The 20,590-nt window shown below is 69.5% G+C and carries 25 protein-coding genes; 16 read left to right on the forward strand and 9 right to left on the reverse strand.

Annotated features, from left to right (window positions below):
* The first annotated feature begins 140 nt into the window (after positions 1 to 140).
* Complete coding sequence (locus tag DDV73_RS12890) at positions 141 to 560, forward strand: protein-tyrosine phosphatase family protein (RefSeq protein WP_240617267.1); 420 nt, start codon at positions 141 to 143, stop codon at positions 558 to 560.
* A gap of 6 nt (positions 561 to 566) precedes the next feature.
* On the opposite strand, the gene DDV73_RS12895 is transcribed toward DDV73_RS12890, so the two are convergent.
* On the reverse strand, positions 567 to 1,166 hold the full coding sequence (locus tag DDV73_RS12895; protein WP_109507664.1) for a hypothetical protein: 600 nt from the start codon (positions 1,164 to 1,166) through the stop codon (positions 567 to 569).
* Between the two features lie 153 nt (positions 1,167 to 1,319).
* Between DDV73_RS12895 and purD the strand changes: the two genes are divergently transcribed.
* Together purD and purB are read left to right on the forward strand one after the other, a co-directional pair.
* Positions 1,320 to 2,603 carry a phosphoribosylamine--glycine ligase gene (gene purD, locus DDV73_RS12900; protein WP_109507665.1) on the forward strand — a complete coding sequence of 428 codons (1,284 nt, stop codon included), beginning with the start codon at positions 1,320 to 1,322 and terminating at the stop codon, positions 2,601 to 2,603.
* The gene (gene purB / locus DDV73_RS12905; protein ID WP_109507666.1) at positions 2,600 to 4,018 is read left to right on the forward strand and encodes an adenylosuccinate lyase; all 1,419 of its coding nucleotides are present in this window, start codon (positions 2,600 to 2,602) and stop codon (positions 4,016 to 4,018) included. Before purD ends, purB begins: the two co-directional genes overlap by 4 nt.
* Here the strand turns inward: purB and DDV73_RS12910 are convergent.
* Positions 4,015 to 4,341: an antibiotic biosynthesis monooxygenase family protein gene (locus tag DDV73_RS12910; RefSeq protein WP_109507667.1), complete on the reverse strand. Its 327-nt coding sequence runs from the start codon at positions 4,339 to 4,341 to the stop codon at positions 4,015 to 4,017. The two genes, purB and DDV73_RS12910, sit on opposite strands and share 4 nt — an antisense overlap.
* A 62-nt stretch (positions 4,342 to 4,403) precedes the next feature.
* On the opposite strand from DDV73_RS12910, the gene DDV73_RS12915 reads away from it, so the two are divergent.
* Complete coding sequence (locus DDV73_RS12915; protein WP_154402752.1) at positions 4,404 to 4,847, forward strand: hypothetical protein; 444 nt, start codon at positions 4,404 to 4,406, stop codon at positions 4,845 to 4,847.
* A 46-nt stretch (positions 4,848 to 4,893) separates the two neighbouring features.
* Complete coding sequence (locus tag DDV73_RS12920; RefSeq protein ID WP_154402753.1) at positions 4,894 to 5,553, forward strand: hypothetical protein; 660 nt, start codon at positions 4,894 to 4,896, stop codon at positions 5,551 to 5,553.
* 38 nt (positions 5,554 to 5,591) lie between these two features.
* Here DDV73_RS12920 and DDV73_RS12925 read toward each other — a convergent pair whose 3' ends face one another.
* A complete protein-coding gene (locus tag DDV73_RS12925; RefSeq protein ID WP_154402754.1) occupies positions 5,592 to 6,212 on the reverse strand; it encodes a hypothetical protein in 621 nt (206 codons plus the stop codon).
* Positions 6,213 to 6,300: 88 nt separating this feature from the next.
* Between DDV73_RS12925 and DDV73_RS12930 the strand changes: the two genes are divergently transcribed.
* The 4 genes from DDV73_RS12930 to DDV73_RS12945 all read left to right on the forward strand — a co-directional run bounded on the left by DDV73_RS12930 (position 6,301) and on the right by DDV73_RS12945 (position 9,116).
* A complete protein-coding gene (locus DDV73_RS12930; protein WP_109507790.1) occupies positions 6,301 to 6,846 on the forward strand; it encodes a GNAT family N-acetyltransferase in 546 nt (181 codons plus the stop codon).
* A gap of 101 nt (positions 6,847 to 6,947) precedes the next feature.
* Entirely contained in the window at positions 6,948 to 7,367 is a 420-nt protein-coding gene (locus DDV73_RS12935; RefSeq protein ID WP_109507671.1) for an SRPBCC family protein, read from the forward strand.
* A gap of 10 nt (positions 7,368 to 7,377) precedes the next feature.
* Complete coding sequence (locus DDV73_RS12940; RefSeq protein ID WP_109507791.1) at positions 7,378 to 8,925, forward strand: long-chain-fatty-acid--CoA ligase; 1,548 nt, start codon at positions 7,378 to 7,380, stop codon at positions 8,923 to 8,925.
* On the forward strand, positions 8,925 to 9,116 hold the full coding sequence (locus tag DDV73_RS12945) for a hypothetical protein (RefSeq protein WP_109507672.1): 192 nt from the start codon (positions 8,925 to 8,927) through the stop codon (positions 9,114 to 9,116). The genes DDV73_RS12940 and DDV73_RS12945 overlap by 1 nt, the downstream gene beginning before the upstream one ends.
* On the opposite strand, the gene DDV73_RS12950 is transcribed toward DDV73_RS12945, so the two are convergent.
* Positions 9,113 to 9,529 (reverse strand): hypothetical protein, encoded by a 417-nt coding sequence (locus DDV73_RS12950; protein ID WP_109507673.1) that lies wholly within the window; start codon positions 9,527 to 9,529, stop codon positions 9,113 to 9,115. The two genes, DDV73_RS12945 and DDV73_RS12950, sit on opposite strands and share 4 nt — an antisense overlap.
* A gap of 4 nt (positions 9,530 to 9,533) precedes the next feature.
* Positions 9,534 to 10,379 (reverse strand): DNA/RNA non-specific endonuclease, encoded by an 846-nt coding sequence (locus DDV73_RS12955; RefSeq protein WP_109507674.1) that lies wholly within the window; start codon positions 10,377 to 10,379, stop codon positions 9,534 to 9,536.
* A gap of 279 nt (positions 10,380 to 10,658) precedes the next feature.
* On the opposite strand from DDV73_RS12955, the gene purS reads away from it, so the two are divergent.
* The 4 genes from purS to DDV73_RS12975 all read left to right on the forward strand — a co-directional run bounded on the left by purS (position 10,659) and on the right by DDV73_RS12975 (position 13,263).
* On the forward strand, positions 10,659 to 10,913 hold the full coding sequence (purS, locus tag DDV73_RS12960) for a phosphoribosylformylglycinamidine synthase subunit PurS (protein WP_109507675.1): 255 nt from the start codon (positions 10,659 to 10,661) through the stop codon (positions 10,911 to 10,913).
* Positions 10,910 to 11,581, forward strand: a complete 672-nt coding sequence (gene purQ / locus DDV73_RS12965; RefSeq protein ID WP_109507676.1) for a phosphoribosylformylglycinamidine synthase subunit PurQ — start codon at positions 10,910 to 10,912, stop codon at positions 11,579 to 11,581. Before purS ends, purQ begins: the two co-directional genes overlap by 4 nt.
* Positions 11,578 to 12,027, forward strand: coding sequence for a DUF3817 domain-containing protein (locus tag DDV73_RS12970; protein ID WP_109507677.1), 450 nt, complete (start codon positions 11,578 to 11,580; stop codon positions 12,025 to 12,027). The genes purQ and DDV73_RS12970 overlap by 4 nt, the downstream gene beginning before the upstream one ends.
* 78 nt (positions 12,028 to 12,105) lie before the next feature.
* Positions 12,106 to 13,263, forward strand: a complete 1,158-nt coding sequence (locus DDV73_RS12975; RefSeq protein ID WP_206050849.1) for a Fic family protein — start codon at positions 12,106 to 12,108, stop codon at positions 13,261 to 13,263.
* A 33-nt stretch (positions 13,264 to 13,296) separates the two neighbouring features.
* Here DDV73_RS12975 and DDV73_RS12980 read toward each other — a convergent pair whose 3' ends face one another.
* The 4 genes from DDV73_RS12980 to DDV73_RS13000 form a co-directional block, all read right to left on the reverse strand.
* Entirely contained in the window at positions 13,297 to 13,767 is a 471-nt protein-coding gene (locus DDV73_RS12980) for a metallophosphoesterase family protein (RefSeq protein ID WP_109507678.1), read from the reverse strand.
* Positions 13,751 to 14,419 carry a metallophosphoesterase family protein gene (locus DDV73_RS27950; protein ID WP_154402756.1) on the reverse strand — a complete coding sequence of 223 codons (669 nt, stop codon included), beginning with the start codon at positions 14,417 to 14,419 and terminating at the stop codon, positions 13,751 to 13,753. The genes DDV73_RS12980 and DDV73_RS27950 overlap by 17 nt, the downstream gene beginning before the upstream one ends.
* Before the next feature lie 93 nt (positions 14,420 to 14,512).
* Positions 14,513 to 15,841, reverse strand: coding sequence for a glycoside hydrolase domain-containing protein (locus DDV73_RS12995; protein ID WP_109507681.1), 1,329 nt, complete (start codon positions 15,839 to 15,841; stop codon positions 14,513 to 14,515).
* A gap of 63 nt (positions 15,842 to 15,904) precedes the next feature.
* On the reverse strand, positions 15,905 to 16,462 hold the full coding sequence (locus DDV73_RS13000; RefSeq protein ID WP_161962376.1) for a TetR/AcrR family transcriptional regulator: 558 nt from the start codon (positions 16,460 to 16,462) through the stop codon (positions 15,905 to 15,907).
* A gap of 46 nt (positions 16,463 to 16,508) precedes the next feature.
* Here DDV73_RS13000 and DDV73_RS13005 point away from each other — a divergent pair, with 46 nt between their 5' ends.
* Genes DDV73_RS13005 through purL form a run of 3 tightly spaced genes read left to right on the forward strand, consistent with a single transcriptional unit; the run spans position 16,509 to position 20,506 of the window.
* On the forward strand, positions 16,509 to 17,153 hold the full coding sequence (locus DDV73_RS13005; protein ID WP_109507683.1) for a nitroreductase/quinone reductase family protein: 645 nt from the start codon (positions 16,509 to 16,511) through the stop codon (positions 17,151 to 17,153).
* Positions 17,116 to 18,240 (forward strand): low temperature requirement protein A, encoded by a 1,125-nt coding sequence (locus DDV73_RS13010; RefSeq protein ID WP_109507684.1) that lies wholly within the window; start codon positions 17,116 to 17,118, stop codon positions 18,238 to 18,240. Before DDV73_RS13005 ends, DDV73_RS13010 begins: the two co-directional genes overlap by 38 nt.
* A gap of 10 nt (positions 18,241 to 18,250) precedes the next feature.
* Positions 18,251 to 20,506 carry a phosphoribosylformylglycinamidine synthase subunit PurL gene (gene purL / locus DDV73_RS13015; RefSeq protein ID WP_420818476.1) on the forward strand — a complete coding sequence of 752 codons (2,256 nt, stop codon included), beginning with the start codon at positions 18,251 to 18,253 and terminating at the stop codon, positions 20,504 to 20,506.
* The last annotated feature ends 84 nt before the right edge of the window (positions 20,507 to 20,590 follow it).

Below are 20,590 nucleotides of genomic sequence, written 5' to 3' on the forward strand. Positions count from 1 at the left end.
GCCAGGGCACGCACATCGCTGCGTTGTCGTCGGTCGACGGGCCACCGGCCCGCCTCCCTCCGACGCCTTGCGCTGCACGCACCCTGACCACTCATACCCACGAAGAACTTCCGGAGATACCCACTAGGCACGATGGTGGAGTGGACGGGACGATCGAACTGCCGGACGGTGTGGTGCTGCGCGGGCGTGGGCTGCGCAACCCGATGCCCGCCGGCGCCCCGGCGTACGGCCTCTATCTCGGCGGCCCCTCGTCGCAGCGCAGGTACGACGCGGCGCTGGCCTGGGAGCACGCCTGGATCGACTGGCCCGACTTCCTGCTCCCGCGCGACCGTGAGCTCGCCACCTCGCTGATCAAGGACCTGCACGAGCGAGCCCGGCGTGGGCAGGCGGTCGAGGTCGCCTGTAGCGGCGGGGTCGGCCGGACCGGCACCGTCATCTCCTGTCTCGCCGTACTCGCCGGTCTCGATGCCGCCGCGGCCATCGCGTGGACCAGGGCGAACCACCACCGCCGCGCGGTCGAGACGCCGTGGCAGCGGCGGTGGGTCGCTCGGTTCTGCTGACTTCGGCTACTTGTGCGTGGCGAACCACGGCCGGTGGAGGTCGATGTACTCCACGTCGGCGATGGAGCTCTGCCAGTCGGTCATCATCTCGGCCGGCATCTCCTGCTTCTCACCGACCCGAGCCGTGGCCTCGTCGGTGAACGAGATCGTCTCGGTGAACGTCCCGTCAGGCTCGAACAGGAGCGTGGAGCCGATGATCTCGGGGCGCGCCTGGTGGAGCATGTTGGTCATCTCGGTGTCGGTGTTGAAGTGACGGAACCTGTCGGCGTCCAGCACCCGGCCGCGCATCACCTGCACGAAGCCGGCGTCGTCGGAGCCGCCGTCGAGCATCATCGAGACGTCCTCGGACTGGTGGATCTCAGGTGCTCCGTCGAACAGCATCTCGGCCTGTGCCCACCAGGCACCGGCGTCCTCGCGGCTGCAGTTCTCGCGGCACGACGTCTCCGAGTCGTAGCGCACCACGCCGACGAACCGACTGTCGTCGGTGAACCCGTAGGTGCCGCCCAGCCAGCCCGGCCGTTCCGACATCGTGGCGCACCAGCTGTCGACGAGGCTGTGCATCTCGTCCTCGCGGGTGCAGGTTCCCTGAACCATCTGAATGAACACAGTGGGCCTCCTTGAATGAGTAGGCCGCTTCCTCCAAGGGATCGAGTTGGGAAGTGGTCTGGTCCGTGAACCACCCTGCTACTAGAAAGCGGCGCTGTCGACCCATGCCTGGGGGCACTTCTCCGGACCGGGCGGCCGATAGGATGGACGCCCGTGGATACCCCCTTCAAGGCGCTCGTCATCGGCACCGGTGGCCGTGAGCACGCCCTCGCTCTTGCCCTTGCCCGCGATCCCCAGGTGTCCGAGGTGCATGCGGCGCCCGGCAACCCGGGAATGGCGCAGGTCGCGACGCTGCACGACGTTGACCCGATGAACGGCGCGGACGTCGCCGCACTCGCGACCAAGCTGGACGCCGGGCTGGTCGTGGTCGGGCCGGAGGCGCCGCTGGTCGCGGGGGTCGCGGACGCGGTGACCGATGCCGGGATCTCCTGCTTCGGCCCGTCGCTGGCGGCCGCGCGGATCGAGGGCTCGAAGGCGTTCTCGAAGGAGGTCATGGCGGCTGCCGGCGTGCCGACAGCCGGCTCGCGGGCCTGCACGACCGCCGCCGAGGTCGAGGCGGCGCTGGACGACTTCGGTGCGCCGTACGTCGTGAAGGACGACGCGCTGGCCGCCGGCAAAGGCGTCGTGGTCACCGCCGACCGGGCCGAGGCGCTCGCCCACGCCGCGACCTGCGACCGGGTCGTGGTCGAGGAGTTCCTCGACGGCCCGGAGGTCTCGCTGTTCGCGGTCTGCGACGGGAGTACGGCGTACCCGCTGCAGCCGGCCCAGGACTTCAAGCGGATCTTCGACGGCGGCCGCGGACCGAACACCGGCGGCATGGGCGCCTACTCGCCGCTGCCCTGGACCGAACCGGACCTCGTCGAGACCGTGATGACGACCGTCGTCCAGCCGACCCTCGACGAGCTGGCCGGCCGCGGCACGCCGTTCCGCGGGTGCCTGTATGTCGGCCTCTCGATCACCAAGACCGGCCCGCGGGTGATCGAGTTCAACTGCCGCTTCGGCGACCCGGACATCCAGCCGGTGCTGGCGCTGCTGGAGTCCCCACTCGGCTCGCTGCTCAAGGCGGCCGCCGAGGGTCGCCTGGGCGAGGTCGAGCCGCCGCGGTTCGCCGCCGGCGCCGCGGTGACCGTCGTCCTCGCGTCGAAGGGCTACCCCGAGTCGTCGTCCAAGGGCGACGTCATCATCGGCACCGAGACGCTCGACAAGGAACTCGACGTCGACGTCATCCATGCCGGCACCGCGGGCCAGGGCGGCAGCCTGGTCACCGCCGGCGGCCGGGTGGTCGCCGTCCGGGCCGTGGGTCGCGACATCGCCGACGCCCGGGCCAAGGCCTACGAAGGGGTCGCCTCGATCAGCTTCCCCGGAGCCCAGCACCGCACCGATATCGCCGCCGAGCCGCTCGGTGTCGTCGAAGGCAGAGGAGCGACCGAAGCATGAGTGTCCCCAACGTCCTGGCCAGCCGGTACGCCGCGCCGGACCTCGCCGCGATCTGGTCGCCGGAGCACAAGATCGTGCTGGAGCGGCAGCTGTGGATCGCCGTACTCAAGGCGCAGCAGGACCTCGGGGTCGAGGTCCCGGACGGCGTGGTCGCGGCGTACGAAGCGGTCGTCGACAACGTCGACCTCGCCAGCATCGCCGCCCGGGAACGGATCACCCGGCACGACGTGAAGGCGCGGATCGAGGAGTTCTCAGCGCTGGCCGGCCACGAGCACATCCACAAGGGGATGACCAGCCGCGACCTCACCGAGAACGTCGAGCAGCTCCAGGTCCGGCAGTCGCTCGCGCTGATCCGCGACCGCGCGATCGCCGCGGCCGCCCGCCTGGCCCGGCTCGCCGCCGAGCACGAGGCGACGGTGATGGCCGGCCGCTCCCACAACGTCGCCGCCCAGGCGACCACGCTCGGCAAGCGCTTCGCGACCATCGCCGACGAGCTGCTGATCGGCATCCAGCGGATCGAGGAGCTGCTCGCTCGCTACCCGCTGCGCGGGATCAAGGGACCGGTCGGCACCTCGCAGGACATGCTCGACCTGCTCGGTGGCAACGCGGCCAAGCTCGCCGACCTGGAGCAGCGGGTCGCCGGTCACCTCGGCTTCGAGCACACCCTGACCAGCGTCGGCCAGGTCTACCCGCGCTCGCTCGACTTCGACGCCGTCTCGTCGCTCGTCCAGCTGGTCGCCGGCCCCTCCAACCTGGCCACCACGATCCGGCTGATGGCCGGCATCGAGCTGGTGACCGAGGGCTTCAAGGAGGGCCAGGTCGGCTCGTCCGCGATGCCGCACAAGATGAACACCCGCTCCTGTGAGCGGGTCAACGGGCTCGCGGTGATCCTCCGCGGCTACCTGTCGATGGTCGGCGAACTCGCCGGCGACCAGTGGAACGAGGGCGACGTCTCCTGCTCGGTGGTACGCCGGGTCGCGCTGCCCGACGCGTTCTTCGCCGCCGACGGGCTGTTCCAGACCTTCCTGACCGTGCTCGACGAGTTCGGAGCCTTCCCGGCGGTGATCCAGCGCGAGCTGGACCGCTACCTGCCGTTCCTGGCCACCACCAAGGTGCTGATGAGCGCGGTCCGCAACGGCGTCGGCCGCGAGGTCGCCCACGAGGCGATCAAGGAGAACGCCGTCGGCGTCGCGCTGGAGATGCGGCAGGGGCTGGCCGTCAACGACCTCTTCGACCGGCTCGCGGCCGACGAGCGGCTGGGCCTGACCCGCGACCAGATCGACGCCCTCGTCGCCGACCCGATCACGTTCACCGGTGCTGCGGTCGACCAGGTGCGCGCGGTGGTGGCGCGGGTCGAGAAGCTGGTCGCCAGCCACCCGGACGCCGCGGCGTACGCCCCGGGGGAGATCCTCTAGGAGTCCTGGGCCGGCTTCACGTCGAGTACGACGTCGAACTCCAGGAGGTCGGCGCCCGTGGAGACCGGCTTGCGGGGCGCCTCGCCCTCGGGTGTCGCGTGCGCGGCCCGGCCGGTCCCGTCGCGCCAGGCCGCGAACGACTCCTCGTCGGTCCACTGGGTCACCACGAAGTAGCGTTCCTCGCCCGCGGTCGGCCGCAGCAGCTGGAAGCCGAGGAAGCCGGGCGACTGTTCGATGGTCCCCGCGCGGGCGGCGAACCGGCGTTCCAGCTCGGCGCCGGCCTGCGGCGGGACGGAGATGGCATTGATCCTGACAACGGGCATGGCCTTAACCCTAGGACCCCTGGTTGAATCTCCGCGGTCCTACTCGGAGGGAAGGCTGTTCCATGTCGCGTTTGAGGTTGTTGCCCGCCGTCGTACTCATCGCCGCCGCGCCCTGGCTGGGAGGCTGCTCAGGTGGTGACGACGACCCCGCCGCGGCCGCGCCGGACCCGGTGGCGGAGACCACGCCCGGCGTCACCGGGGAGTTGCCGGCCGACTTCCCGACCGAGAAGATCCCGCTCATCGATGCCGAGGTGGTCAGCGCGCTGGCGACCGAGGAGGGCGGCTACCACGTGACGGTCGCGCCGACGAAGTCGTACGCCAAGGCGTTCCAGGCCGCGCTCAAGAAGCTCAAGGGCGCGGGCTTCAAGGTGAAGTACAACCAGAAGCTCGGCGACGTGCGGACCGCGAAGCTCGCCTCTCCCGCCTTCACCGCCGTCCTGTCCGGCGGCGAGGGCGGCGCGGCCGGCCAGACCTCGCTGACCTACCTGATCGAGAAGAAGGTCTGACCCGCGTCGCCGGGAACCCTCGCACTTCCCGCGGTGTAGACCGGGCATGAGACGAGCGATCATCTGTATCGCGTTGATGCTGGCCCTCGCGACCGCGTGTACGGCGGCCGGCGGCGAGCGCCGCAATGACGAGCGCCGGAGCGACGAGCGGCCGCGGCCAGCAGCGAGTGCGGCGGCGTACCAGGTCCCCGCCGAGGAGATGCGCGGCGTCCGAGTCGAGCCGGACGGCGACCGCACGACGATCACTGCCGCTGACGGCAGCAGGCACCGGCTCGCCGGGCGGTTCACGTTCGACGCACTTTCCAGCAACGGCCGCCTCCTCTACCTAGTCGAGCACCGGCCACCAGCGGGATCGGAGAACTACCGGGTCCGGCTCTTCAACCTGCGCACCGGGAAGCTTCGGCCGCAGCCGATCGCCGACAAGGCCAACCTGGAGACCGACATGACCGGTGCTCCGAAGGCCAGGGCGACCACAGCGTCAGGCGAGTGGGTGTTCACCCTGTACCGGGATCCGCATCACTCGTTTGTGCACGCACTCAACGTCGATGAGGCTTATGCGCTGTGCCTGGAGCTTCCGCCCTGCTCCTGCTCCGACGACGGCGCTTGGTCGCTCACGCTTTCCGCGAACGAGACCAAGCTGCATGCCGTGGCAGGCTCACGCGAGGACGCCGCGACCTTCGACCTCCGTGCGGAGCTCGGCGCCTGAGATCGCCTACTGGCAGCGCGGACGAGCTCCAACCAGGCTCAGACCAGCGCGCGGCCGTCGTGGGTGGCGAGCTTGCGGGCCACGGTGGCGATGTCGTCCTGCCAGACGTCCTCGGGTGCCGGCGGGAGCATCTCGTCCCACTCGACGGCCGTGGATCCCTTGACGTTGGGCAGCCGGGCTGTGCGGGCGATGAACCAGGAGTGCAGGTGCTCCGAGCCGTCGCCCCAGCGGCTGACGTGGACCCGTCCGATGTTCGGCAGCCGCTCCATGATCCGGCACAGCCACACCGAGATCCGGCCGTACTCCGCGGCCAAGTCGTCGCTCATGTCGGGGTAGTCCATGTGCTCGTTGGCGTTGAGCCACAGCACCAGCGGCATGCCCTTGGGAACGGCGGGACGCTTGACGTGGAAGTTCCAGCTCTCCCAGATCTTCGTGCCCTTGTCGGAGTCGTCACAAAGGTCACAGTCCACCCCGCCGACGCCGGCCCGCGCCGGCTCCGCCTCGGCGTACGGCGGCAGCAGGATCTTCGGCTGCAGCTCGCCGTCGACAACCTCCCACGGGAAGATGTCCCACTCGTGGACCGGCGACATCGGCAACCGGCCCTTCTCGCCGACGAGCTCGACGACCCGGGCATATACCTGCTCTGCGGACTCCGGCATGACCACACCCTGCCATGGTCGAAATCGGGGCCAACGATCGGGGGTGATGCCTGTACGGCGGCGTCCGGCGCGCGCCATGCTGGCAGGCATGGAGCTGTCGATCCGGCTGGCGTCCCACGACGACGTACCGCTGCTGCACGAGGTCATGGAGGACTCGATCCTGGAGCTGCAGCGCGACTTCCTCAGCCCGGAGCAGATCGAGGCCAGTCGCCTGTTCATGGGTTTGGACACCCGGCTGATCGACGACGGCACCTACTACGTCGTGGAGATCGGCGGCGCGATTGCCGGGTGCGGCGGCTGGAGCCGGCGCGCGACCCTCTACGGCAGCGACTACACCCCGGGCCGCAGCGACCGGCTGCTCGACCCGGCGCTGGAGCCGGCCCGGGTGCGAGCGATGTACACCAACCCGGACTTCGCCCGCCGCGGCGTCGGCCGGATGATCCTCGACGAGTGCGAGCGGGCCGCGGCCGCCGAGGGCTTCCACTTCCTGGAGCTCGCCGGCACCCTGTCCGGCGAGCCGCTCTACGCGGCGTACGGCTTCACCGAGGTAGAGCGCCTGGTCGACAGCCGTGGCGGCGTACCGGTACCGATCGTGCGGATGCAGAAGCCACTGGAGCGCCGACCGACTCGCTGACCGGTCGGTTGCGACGGGCAGTCGCGGCGTCGGAGCCGACCGCGTTCACTCGGTCGGTAGGCTCAGGACGCGGGTCGCCGATCTAATAAGGACGCTGGGGCATGCACTTTTCGGTCGTGGTGCCGTTCACGCGGTCACTCGATGACGTCTACGCGCTGCTCTCGGACGTGGAGCGGCGCCCCGAGTGGCAGGGCGGTCTGCGCGCGGTGGAGCTGGTCGGTGATCCCGAGCCCGCCGTGGGCCAGCGGTGGTACGACGTACTCGCGTTCGGGCCGCGACCGCTGATGGAGGTCACCGAGCTCGAGCACGGCAAGGTCTGGGCTGAGGTCGGTGAGTGGCTCGGCTTCGTGGCCGGCCTTCGGCTGGAGTTCGCGCCCACCGGCGCCCGCGAGACCGTCGTCCGCGCCAACGTCACCATCGCCGCCCCCACCTGGCGGCACCCGGTCGGCTGGGGGATGGCCGCGGTCGGACCAGAGGTGGTACGCCGCGACCTGAGGACGGCAGCCTCACTCCTCCACTAAGTTGCTGGCCATGCCGAACCTGTCGTCCCTCCTCGAGGACTCTGCCAGCAAGTACCCGACCCGCGACGCTGTCGTCCTCGGCGACACCCGACTCAACTACGCCCAGCTCAGCGGCGCCGCCAACCAGGTCGCGAACCTGCTGGTCGACAGCGGCATCCGGCCGGGCGACAAGGTCGCGCTGAGCTGCCCGAACCTGCCGTACTTTCCGATCGTCTACTACGGCATCCTCAAGGCCGGCGCGGTCGTGGTCCCGCTCAACGTGCTGCTCAAGGGCCGCGAGGTCGCCTACCACCTTGCCGACTCCGAGGCGAAGGCCTACTTCTGCTTCCAGGGCACGCCCGAGCTGCCGATCGGCGCCGAGGGGTACGCCGGGTTCCAGGAGACCGACGGGTGTGAGCACTTCTTCGTGATCACCGCCGACCCGGCCGCGCCGAGCCCGATCGAGGGAACGACGACCCTCGGTGCCGGGATGGCCGGCAAGGCGCCGACCTTCGAGACGGCCGCGACCGACGACGGCGACACCGCGGTCATCCTCTACACCAGCGGCACCACCGGCCAGGCCAAGGGCGCCGAGCTCTCGCACGCCAACATGCACGGCAACGCACTCAGCGGCGAGCCGCTCTTCGGCGCCAACGAGTCGAGGCCGGACACCTACCTATGCGTGCTGCCGCTGTTCCACTCCTTCGGACAGACGGTGATCCAGAACGGCGCCTTCGCGTACGGCGGCACCGTGGTGCTGCTGCCGCGCTTCGAGGCCGCGCCGGCGCTCGGCCTGATGCAGAAGGAGAAGGTGACCTTCTTCGGTGGGGTACCCACGATGTACTGGGGCCTGCTCGGCGCCCTCGATGACTCGGTGGACGTGGCCGCGATCCGCGACAACCTTCGGATCGCCGTGGCCGGCGGCTCGGCGCTGCCGGTGGAGGTCCACAAGGACTTCGAGGCGAAGTTCGGCGTCACCATCCTGGAGGGCTACGGCCTCTCGGAGACCAGCCCGGTGGCCAGCTTCGCGCCGCGCGGGGAGGAGGTGCGGGTCGGCTCGATCGGCGTACCTATCGCCGGCGTGGAGATGAAGCTGATCAAGGACGACTGGTCCGACACTGAGTCAGGTGAGATCGGGGAGATCGCGATCAAGGGCTACAACGTGATGAAGGGCTACTACAACCGGCCCGACGCCACCGCGGCCGTGATCAAGGACGGCTGGTTCCGCACCGGCGACCTGGCCCGCAAGGACGACGACGGCTTCTACTACATCGTCGACCGGTCCAAGGACATGATCATCCGCGGCGGCTTCAACGTGTACCCGCGGGAGATCGAGGAGGTCCTGATGACCCACCCGGACGTATCACTCGCCGCGGTGAGCGGCGTACCGCACGAGTCGCACGGCGAGGAGATCAAGGCGTTCGTGATCCGGAACGCGGACGCAGGTGTCACCGAGGACGAGCTGGTCGCCTGGGGCAAGGAGCAGATGGCGGCGTACAAGTACCCGCGGATCGTCGCGTTCGTCGACGCGCTCCCGATGACCGCCACCGGCAAGATCCTCAAGCGCGAGCTCAGCTGATGCGCGGCACGCTCGCCGTCGCCGTCGGCGGCGTGATGTTCGTCGTGGGCGCGCTGTGGACGATGCAGGGCTTGGACTACGTCGGCGGCAGCCCGATGTCCGGTGTCGAGGTATGGGCGATTGTCGGCCCGATCGTCGCTGGCCTCGGTGTGGCGCTGATGATCGTCGGGCTGCGCGGGCAGCGGCGCTAGCCTGCCGCCTTCGACGGGTGCCAGTTCGGCAGGTGCTCCTGGTCTCTAGGGAACCGCTCCTGGTCCTGCTGGAGCAGATCCGCGACCTCCTCTCCTGGGAAGGGAGGGGTGTCATAGTCGAAGTCGGCCTCGATGGCACCTTCGGGCGTCACCTTGAACTGAGCGTTGTACCAAGTTCCGGTGCCGGGCTGATACATCGCCTTCCGGAGCGCGACGCAGGCGTCCTCGGTGTCGTCATCGATCTCGACGGCCTGGTCCAACGATCCGTCATTCGCGATGACGGCGAGACCGGATTCGAGCATCCTGCCCGCCGCGGTCAGCTGGAGTTCCATGAAGGCCCAGGCCGACTCTGGAGCCGCGCGGAGGATGCCCTTGCCGATCGCCTCGACCAGTGGCTGGGACTCGGTAATCATGCGCTCACCTTTCCGCGGGCGTGTTGTCGATGTTGACACGTTTCCAGACCCGGGCGAACTCGCCGCCGTCCGTGTGTCGATGGCGTATCCGGAAGCTTGTTGGCCTGCGCTCGTCTGTGTCTGAGTAAACGAGTCGCACCTCCACCTCGACTCGCTCACCTGCCTCGATCTTCTCGCGCCATAGCCGCTCAAGACGCCCGTACTCGCCGCGGTTGACGCCAAGGGACTCCATCGGTGCGAGGTTGATCTTCTGGCCGGGGCCTTTGAAGATCCGCGCGAACAGGTGCCCGGCATCGTCGCCGGGCAGCTTGCCGGAGAGTGTCTTCTGGGCGTGCTCGGAGCGTGGGTGCTCCAGGTCGATGGTCTCCAGGGTGGCGGTCGCCTTGACGACCCGGCCGTGCTCGTCGGTCTCGTACCTGAACCGCCCGTCGACCACGATGGTCGCATTGGCGGGCGGTTGGTTGAGGCGGCGTACGTGGGCCGGGTCCGAGGATGACAGCCGCAGGACCTGGCCGCCGGTCGCTTCTTCGGCGGAGGCAATCGACGTCACGGCGCCTGGCGAAGCCGAGGAACCGGCTGATCCACCTCCCTCAAGCTCCGCGAGGTAGCCCCGAATGCCGGCCAACGCATCGAGCGCATTCGCTTCGGCGTTGCGGAAGAGCCTGTCGGCGTCGTCCAGCTCAGCCAAGGATTCCTTCAGCGGTGCGGGTGGTCGTCGGCCCGCCACGGTCTCCACGGTCTGGCGTATCCGGTCGACACCAGCCAATGCCTCCGCACTGGATCCAGCCGCCCTGACAGCCTCCGCCTCCGCCGCGCGCAACGCGCGGATCAACTCCTCGGCGCCCGACATGTGCCTCCTCAACTGCCGGCTGGCCACCAGGACTGCTGGCCACCAGAGATCAACTTCACGATCTTGCCGACCTTGGTCACCGCCACAATCCGTCGAGACAAGCCTCCGATTCCGGACAGGCAAACCCTAGCCGAGCGGACCGTTAGCGGCGGCCCCCGTTTCGCCGACGAGCGGGCAGCGACACGCCGTACTGACGGTGGGTCGGGGTGGAGGCTGAGACGGAAGTGGTGGCTCCTAGACTGGGCCGTGTCCCGCACACCCCCAGCAAGGAGCCGCACCGTGGCCCGTTACGTCGTCGACGTGATGCCCAAGCCCGAGATTCTCGACCCGCAGGGCAAGGCGGTGCTCGGTGCGCTGCCGCGGCTCGGCTTCGATGACGTGACCGAGGTCCGGCAGGGCAAGCGGTTCGAGCTGGAGCTGGCCGGCGAAGCGACCGACGAGGCGCTGGCCGAGGTGCGGAAGATGGCCGAGACGTTGCTGTCCAACCCGGTCATCGAGGACTTCACCGTGCATGTCGAAGGCGCGTCCCAGTGAAGGTCGGGGTGGTCACCTTCCCCGGCTCGCTCGACGACGTCGACGCCCAGCGCGCGGTCCGGATCGGCGGCAACGAGGCGGTGCCGCTGTGGCACGGCGACCATGACTTGCGCGGCGTGGACGCGGTCGTGCTGCCGGGCGGGTTCTCGTACGGCGACTACCTGCGGGCCGGCGCCATCTCCCGGTTCGCGCCGGTGATGACCGAGGTCGTCGCCGCGGCCAAGGGCGGGCTGCCGGTCCTCGGCATCTGCAACGGCTTCCAGGTCCTGTGCGAGTCCCACCTGCTGCCGGGCGCGCTGATCCGCAACGACCACCGCAAGTTCGTCTGCCGCGACCAGAAGCTCAAGATCGAGAACAGCCGGACGGCCTGGACCGCGTCGTACCAGGAGGGCCAGGAGATCGTGGTCCCCCTGAAGAACCAGGAAGGCTTCTACGTCGCCGACGACCAGACGCTGGACCGGCTCGAGGGGGAGGGCCGGGTGGTCGCCCGGTACGTCGACGTCAACCCCAACGGCTCGCTGCGCGACATCGCCGGCATCACCAACGAGCGCGGCAACGTGGTCGGCCTGATGCCGCACCCCGAGCACGCTATCGAGGACCTCTGCGGCCCGGGCACCGACGGCCTCGGCTTCTTCACCTCGCTCGCTGCCGCGACGCTCAGCGCATGACGCCCCGGCCGCTGTTCCGCCGGGTCGCGATCGCCGAGGCGGTGACCTGGGCGCTGTTGCTGTCCAGCATGGCGCTGCGCACCGTCAACCACGACCTCGGTGAGCGCGCGGTCAGCGTGTTCGGGATGGTCCACGGCGTTGTTTTCATCGCGTTCTGCCTGGTCACGGCCCTGATCTGGGTCGACCAGCGGTGGCCGGCCGGGCGCGGCGTACTCGCGCTGGCATCGGCGGTGCCGCCGTTCGCCACCGTGCTCTTCGATTGGCACGCCGAGCGGCGCGGGCTGCTGGCCGACGCGTGGCGACTGCGCGACGAGCCGGCCTCCGGCTCGGTCGAGCGGCTCGCCGCATGGCTGATCGGCAACCCGGCGAAGGCCGCGGTGACCGGAGCCGTCGCCGTCGCGCTCCTGACCGCCGCGGCGCTCGCGGTCGGCCCGCCCGCCGGCTGAGCACCCGCTGCACGTCCCGATGTCCTGATTATGGAGACATTCGCTATGGTGTTGTCCTAATGATAAGGACATCGAGACGTGGACCAGCTCTTTCAACCGCCTGACATCGACCTTGAGGACGCCCGCGTCCTCGACGAGATCCGAGCGATGCGGTCATCGCTCGCCGACGTCCTTCGCGCGCCACGGCGATGGGCTGGTGGGCTTCGCCGAACGACGCAGGCTCGCGCCATCCAAGGCTCGAACACCATCGAGGGCTACACCGTGTCCGACCAGGACGCCGTCGCGGCGGTTGACGAGGAGGAACCGCTCACCGCCGATCAGCGAACCTGGGCCGAGATCATCGGCTATCGGCGGGTTCTGACCTTCGTCCTGCGCATGGCCGCGGACCCAGAGTTCGTGATGCGGCCATTCACGCTGCGGTCTCTGCACTTCATGCTGTTGGAACACGACCTGGCCAAGGATCCTGGAGAGTTTCGTCGCGGCACCGTCTACGTCCGCGACGAGGCTGCCGGGACCACGGTCTACGAAGGTCCGGACGCCGCATTGGTCCCACGACTCGTCGAGTTGCTCGCCGCAGACATCCAGGCTGGCAGTGATGAGCCGATGGTCGACGGAGCGATGGCCCACCTGAATCTCGTCATGATCCATCCGTTCCGAGACGGCAACGGGCGGATGGCACGAGCACTACAGACTCTGGTTCTCGCCCAGGACCAGGTGCTCGAGCCGACGTTCTCCAGCATTGAGGAATGGCTTGGGCACAACACCGATGACTACTACCGGGTGCTCGCGATCACCGGCCGCGGATCCTGGCAGCCGGAAAACGATGCATCCCTCTGGGTGAAGTTCAACCTGCGTGCTCACCACATGCAGGCGCAGACCCTCGAACGCCGGTTCCGGGAGGCGGACACCACGCTCCTGGCACTCGACGAGCTCATGTCGCAGCATTCGATACCGGACCGCTTGGCCGATGCCCTCTTCGACGCTGTGAACCTTCTGCGGGTGCGCCGCCAGACCTATGTGCGACGCACCGGCGTGGAGGAGCGGACCGCAAGCCGGGATCTCGCTCGCCTGGTTACGACCGGTCTTCTGGAGGCTCGCGGCCAGACCCGCGGTCGTTATTACGTTGCCGGCGGCGAGCTGCGTCGGCTCGCAAACCGGCTACGTCACGAGCGTCGTCCCCTCACCGATCCCTACCCGTGGCTGCCCGGTGAGCTGCGCACGCTCGCAGGTCGCTAGTGGCGCCGCCGCTCGCCACAACGGCGGTGGCGGCTATCGCGCGATGGTGCGGCTGTGGGCGAGCGTGGCCGTGGCGGTCGCGACGTTCACCGTGTAGGCCTTGATCACCAGCTTGTCGGCACGCGGCTGGAGCAGGAAGAACCCGGCGTTGTCGTAGTTCTCCCAGTACGCCAGGTTGGGCCTGGTCGTCGCGCTCGCGCCGCTCACCTTGCCGGCGGCGCCGCTGACGATCATGCCGGTGCCCTTCATCTCGGCGCCGAGCCTGAGGTGCTGCAGCGAGTGGTCGTGACCGGCGAGCAGGTAGTCGGCCTTGCCGAGCACGTCCTGCTCGATCAGCTCCTTGAAGTACCGCCCGCTGGCCGGGTCGAGGAAGGTGATCCCGTCGTACGAGCCGGCCTCGCCGTGCTTGCCGTTGTTCTTGTACGGGTGGTGGGCGAGCACGAACTTCCAGCGAGCATTGCTGTTCGCGAGCTGCGTTCGCAGCCACTCACGCTGGGCGGTCATGAACGGGCCGCGCGGCCACCAGTACGGGTTCAGTTGCGGGACGTACGACGTCACCGGGTTCTCGTCGAGGATGATGAACTGCGCCAGCGGCGTCCGCTGCTGGGTCCGGAATCGTCGCCGAGTAGTAGCGAGCCGGCATGAACCACTTCGCGGAGTACTGGTGGTAGGCCACCTCGTGGTCGCCGCGGGTGAGGTCGCCGCCGTCGCCGGGGATCAGGAACGACGAGTTGTCGTGGTTGCCCTGGACCATCAGCCACGGGACGTCGATCCCGGCGTTGGGCTGCTCGAACTTGGCCTTGAAGTCGTCGTCACAGGTCCCGGTGACGCCGAACTCGTAGACGTTGTCGCCGAGCCCCACCGCCAGATGGATGGGGATCGTCTGGCTGAGCTTGCGCGCGGCCGCCGCGACCGCGGTCTGGGTCGCCGTACCGCTGCCGGCGTCGCCGGTGACCAGCACGTTCGGGTACCGCGTGACCGGCATCGGCAGCTTCGGCGTCGGGACCGGGCACGCCGCCAGCCGCGCCGCGGGACCGCCCATCAGCGGATGGGTCGTAGCGGCGGCGTGGGCCGGAGCGAGTACGTCGGCGGCAACGCTCGCCGCGGCCAGGCCAGCGGCACCGGCGAGGACGGTACGACGGGGGACGGTCGGCATGGCACTGAGTGTCGGGGGAGGTAGCGGACTTGGTCAAGCGACCCAGTGAGGTCTTTCCCGATCGTTCATCGGCGTGACCGGGTCACGACCGGGTCACGACCGGCCGCGGACCAGCAGGCTCCAGGTCTGGTTGTACGCCGTGCCGGTCGTCGGCTGACCGACCCGCTTCTGCCAGCGGCGCAGCGCGTGCATGGTCGGGCTGGTGAACACGCCGGTGATGTCGAGCTCGCCGGCGCCGGCGGCGTTGAGGGTGCGCTGCAGGCGGCGGACGGGGGCGCCGGCCGAGCCGTACTTCAGGATCTGCCAGCGGCCGCTGGCCAGCAGCGACATCCAGTGCCGGTGGTTCCAGGTCGCGGTCGGGGTCATCCCGACGCGCTTCTGCCAGGCGCGGGCGGCGCTGATGGTGGTGCGGTTGTAGACGCCGTGCAGCCGCCCGTCGTACAGCTTCTTCTCGCGGAGCAGGCACTGCAGCGCCCTCACCTTGCCGGGCTCGTCGCGCTCGCCGGCGGCAAGGGTGGGGTAGACCCACCAGTTGATCTTGACCCCGCCGCAGTGCTTCGGCTCCGCCGGGGCCACCGAGCCGCGGCCGAGGTCGAGGAAGTTCCGGTCGATGTTGATCGTGACGCCGCCGTGGGTCGCGTCGTGCGGGCCGAGGTACTGCTTCATCCGGCGGCCCGGCCGCCAGCCCTTCTCGCTGATGTGCGAGGTCGAGGTGTTGGCCTTGCCGTCCCAGCGCGCGATCCAGATGTAGCCGGGCAGCACGATGCCCGGCGTCTGCTTGATCCGCGCGTCGTCGAGCATCTTGATCCCCGACGAGGCGCTCGAGTAGACGCCGGTCGCGTAGCCCAGGCGCTTGACGTTGCTCACCCAGCTGCTGAGGAAACGAAGCGCGGACTCGCGGCAGTGCCGGTTGGTGATGTCGAAGCCCTCGAGGTCGTACCAGAGCGTGCTGCGCTTGGCGATGCCCAGCCTTTCGGCGTCGCGGACCGTCCTCGTGGCCTCCTCCGCGCCCATCCGGCGGGCCTTGCGGTAGCCGCCGTCGGCGCCGGGCGACTGGTCGATCTTGGGGTCGTCGCCGTGCCGCGGGTATTTCGGGTGGCAGCCCGCCTGCGGGCCGAGCGCGATCGGCAGCAGCCGCCAGCCGCGCTTGAGCTGGGTGCGGACCCAGGTGGGGGTGAGGTTGGGCTGCTCGCGGCACGCCCGCGACTTGCCGGAGATGTAGATGCCGACCCCGGTGAACGGCGAGTGGGTCAGCCAGCGGTCCATCTTCTGCTGGGTCGGCGCGTCGCACTGGTCGAAGCCGAAGCCGGTGAAGCTACCGGGCGTGACCCGGTTCTCGGCGGCTGCGGGCGGGCTGGCCGCCGTCCAGGCTACGGCGATCAGGGCGAGCGAGGTGAGTACGGCGAGGGTACGGCGGCGCATCGTGACTCAGCTCCAGGATCGGGGTTGGATCTCATTCACCATAGGCCGCATACGCCACATTGGTCACACGAATCGCCGCACCAGCTCCTCAAGTGCGGCGGTCAGCTGATGGCGCTTCAGCCCGCCGCCGCTGCTGACCGCGTGGAGGGCGAGCCCGTCGACGGCGGCGAAGAGTACGGCGGCCCGCTGCTCGGCGTGGTCGAGATCGCCGAGCGCCTCGGTGAGCTCGGCGCGGATCTCGGCGAGCTGCGCGGCCTGGATCGCGGCCAGTGAGGGCGAGGTCGCTGCGCGGGCTGCGAAGGCCGCCATCACCCGAGCCTCGCGGGTCCGCGCCTTGTCGAGCGGCAGCAGCTCGGCCAGCACCGTCAGGAGCCGTTCGGGGAGCGGCGCGGTGAGGTCGACCCGCCCGATCCGGGCCCGCACCCGGGCGACCAGCGCGGCGAAGGCGGCGGCGTACATCTGGTCCTTCGTCGCGAAGTGGTGCTGCACGGCGCCGATGGAGACGCCGGCGCGGGCGGCGACGACGCGGACCGTCGCCGCGTCCAGGCCGCTCTCCGCCGCGACGTCGAACAGTGCCTCGGTGAGGGCCTCGGGACTGGTGGCGGCGTACTGACGAACCATAGACAGACCATACACTCGTATGGAACCATACAGTCGTATGGAAACCATGAAGATTGCCCGCGCCGTCACGACCGGCTCCCTCGCCGCCATCGCACTCACCTGGATCTGGTGGCTGGCCGACCCCACCGCGCCGGCCTCGCCGGCCCAGCCTCTTGCCGTCACCGCACTGCTCACCGCGAACGTCGTCCTCACCACGGCGCGACCCAGCGCGAAGCGGGCGCTGGTGGCCTTCGTTCAGCGCCGCGCGGTCAACCCTCTGGTCCGCACGCTGTTCCGGATCGGGTTCGTGCCGTTCGGCTTCGCCCTACTGGAGACCCGTGGCCGTAGGTCCGGGAAGTCGCGGCAGACGCCGGTCAGCAACGGCCTGGTCGGTGACACGTTCTGGGTGATCGCCGAGCACGGCGCCCAGGCCAACTATGTGCGCAACCTGCGGGCCGACCCGCGCGTGAGGGTGAAGCTGCGCCGCGGGCTGCGGTTCGTCTGGCTCGACGGCGTCGCCACGGTGCTGCCCGACGACGACCCGCTCCGGCGGCAGCGACTGGTGTGCGGCTGGCGGCCGCTGCGCTGGTTCAACGCGATCACGGTCCGCACCCTCGGCACCGAGCTGCTGACCATCCGCATCGACCTCACCGGCCACTCCCTAGACTCCGAGCGTGACCGGCGAAGACTCCCGCAAAGTCTCCACTCTTGAGCTCTTCTTCGACCTGGTCTTCGTCTTCGCCTTCACCCAAGTCACGCTCGGCCTCTCCAAGGACCCCACCTATGAGGGGCTGGGCAAGGGCTTTGCGGTGTTCTTGCTGCTCTGGTGGGCGTGGGGCGCGTACGCGTGGCTGACCACGGTTCTGGAGACGGCGCATCGTGCAGCTCGGCTCGTCGTCATCGTGTCGATGGCTGCGATGCTGCTGGTGGCCTTCGCGGTGCCGACCGCGTACGACGCCGGAGCCTGGGTCTTCGCGGCCGGCTGGACGGTCGTGATGGTGCTCCACGCGCTGCTGTTCTGGCTGACGACCAAGCAAGGCGGTACCACGCCGCGTGCGGTCATCCAGATCGGCGCCGGAAATCTAGTGGCCGGCGGCGTCCTGTTCGGCGCCGCGGCGGCGGACGGGACGCTCGCCCAGGTGCTGCTGATCCTGGCGGCCGTGATCGCCTACGCCACGCCCTACATCTGGGGCGTCGGCGGCTTCTCGATCTCGCCGTCTCACTTCGCCGAGCGGCACGGGCTGATCGTAATCATTGCCCTCGGTGAGTCGATCGTTGCGGCCGGCGCAGGCGCAGGGGAGATCCACTTCGACGCACGCACCATCGTCACCGTCTTGCTCGCGCTGCTGCTGATCAGCGCGCTGTGGTGGTCGTACTTCGACGCGACGGGGGAGAGGGTCGAGCAACGCCTGCACGACACTGCCGACGAGCGCCGGGCGCGGCTCGCCCGCGACGTCTACAGCTACCTGCACATCCCGCTGGTGTTCGGTGTGGTGATGGTTGCGCTCGGGCTGAAGAAGACGCTCGCGCATCCCGACGAGCCGCTGAGCGCGGTCGCAGCCGTGTGCCTGGCCGGCGGTGCCGCGCTCTATTTCCTCGCGTTGGCCGCGATTATGTTGCGCTGTCGGCTCAAGGGCTGGGACACCCGCCTGTCGATAGCGATCGCAAGCCCGATCTTCTTTATCTCCCATGACCGACCGGCAGTAGTCCTTCTCGGCATCGTCGCGCTCTTGGTCGTCATCACCACCGCGCTCGACACGTGGCTAGCCGCCATCCCCGACCGGAGTCCAGCAGCCTAGAATTCGGCTCGTGCCTGACACCCCCCTCCTCGACACCGTCGCCGTCGCCGCCAAGGACCCGGAGCGCGAGCAGCCCTGGGCCGAGCTCGGACTCAAGCAGGACGAGTACGCCAAGATCCGCGAGATCCTCGGCCGCCGCCCGACCAGCAGCGAGCTGGCGATGTACTCGGTGATGTGGAGCGAGCACTGCTCCTACAAGTCATCGAAGGTGCACCTCAAGCAGTTCAGTGAACTCCCTCAGGAGACGCCGCGCGGCAAGATGCTGGCCGGCATCGGTGAGAACGCCGGCGTGCTCGACATCGGCCAGGGGTACGCCGTGTCGTTCAAGGTCGAGTCGCACAACCACCCGTCGTACGTCGAGCCCTACCAGGGCGCCGCGACCGGCATCGGCGGCATCGTCCGCGACATCCTGGCGATGGGCGCGCGGCCGGTCGCGGTCATGGACCCACTGCGGTTCGGTCCGCTCGACGCGCCGGACACCCACCGGGTGCTTCCCGGCGTGGTCGCCGGCATCGGCGGCTACGGCAACTGCCTGGGCCTGGCCAACATCGGCGGCGAGGCGGTCTTCGACCCGACGTACCTCGGCAACCCGCTGGTCAACGCGCTGGCCGTCGGCGTCCTCCGGCACGAGGACCTGCACCTCGCCAAGGCGGCCGGCAAGGGCAACCAGGTGATCCTGTACGGCGCCCGCACCGGCGGCGACGGCATCGGCGGCGTCTCGATCCTGGCGTCGGAGACCTTCGAGGACACCGGCCCGGCCAAGCGGCCGAGCGTCCAGGTCGGCGACCCGTTCATGGAGAAGCTGCTGATCGAGTGCACGCTCGAGCTCTTCAAGGCCGGCGTGGTCAACGGCATCCAGGACCTCGGCGGCGCCGGGCTGTCCTGCGCGACCTCCGAGCTGGCCAGCGCCGGTGACGGCGGCATGCACTGCAACCTTGACCGCGTTCCCTTGCGTGACTCCACGCTCGCTCCCGAGGAGATCCTCATGAGCGAGTCGCAAGAGCGGATGATGGCGGTCGTCGAGCCGGTCCACGTCGAGGAGTTCCTCGCGATCTGCGCCAAGTGGGACGTCGAGGCGGTGGTGATCGGCGAGGTCACCGACACCGGCCGGCTTGAGATCGACTGGCACGGCGAGCGCGTGGTCGACGTACCGCCGGGCTCGGTGGCCCACGACGGCCCGGTCTACCACCGCCCCTTCGAGCGCCCGGACTGGCAGGACGCGCTGCAGGCCGACGTGGCCGAGAAGCTGCCGCGGCCGTCCTCGGGCGAGGAGCTGCGCGCCACCCTGCTCCAGATGGTCGCCTCGCCGAACCTCTGCGACCGGTCCTGGATCACCGACCAGTACGACCGCTACGTGCGCGGCAACACCGTGCTCGCCCAGCCCGAGAACAGCGGGATGATCCGGATCGACGAGGTGAGCCACCTGGGCGTGGCGCTGTCGACCGACTGCAACGGCCGGTTCGCCAAGCTCGACCCGTACGCCGGCGCCCAGCTCGCCTTCGCCGAGGCATACCGCAACGTCGCGACCGGCGGCGCCACGCCGCTGGCGATGAGCGACTGCCTCAACTTCGGCTCGCCGGAGGACCCGGGCGTGATGTGGCAGTTCGCCGAGGCCTGCCGCGGGCTCAAGGACGCCTGCCTTGCTCTGGGCATTCCGGTCACCGGCGGCAACGTCTCGCTCTACAACCAGACCGGTGAGACCGCGATCCTGCCGACGCCGGTGGTGGCGATCCTCGGCGTGATCGAGGACGTACGCCGGCGTACCCCGAGCGGCTTCGTGGCGCCGGGTGAGCGGGTGTTCCTTTTGGGTACGACGGCCGAGGAGCTGTCCGGCTCGGAGTGGGCACACGTCGTACACGGGCACCTCGGTGGCCTGCCGCCGCAGGTCGACCTGGCTGCGGAGAAGGCACTGGCCGCACTCCTGGTGGCGGCCGTAGGCGTGGTGAGCTCGGCGCACGACCTCTCCGACGGCGGGCTGGCCCAGGCGCTGGCCGAGTCGGCGATCCGCAACGGCATCGGCGCCTCGGTCGCGGTCGACGGCGACCCGTTCGTCTCCCTCTTCGCCGAGTCGACGGCCCGGGCCCTGGTGACGGTGCCGGCGTCCGGTGCCGACGCGCTGGTCGCGCTCGCCCACGAGCACGGCGTACCCATCACCCCGCTCGGCCAGACCGGTGGCGACACCCTCGAGGTCGAGGGCCAGTTCACAGTCCCCGTCACCGAGCTCCGCGACGCCTGGACCGCCACCCTCCCCACCGCCCTCGCCTAATTGAGGGCGGGTTCCCCGTCGAAAACTGCCCATTCCGCGGGAAGTTTCCGACGGGGTGGGACAAATTCACTAGGTACCTAGAGA

Source organism: Nocardioides speluncae, assembly GCF_003121585.1.
Lineage (GTDB): Bacteria > Actinomycetota > Actinomycetes > Propionibacteriales > Nocardioidaceae > Nocardioides > Nocardioides speluncae.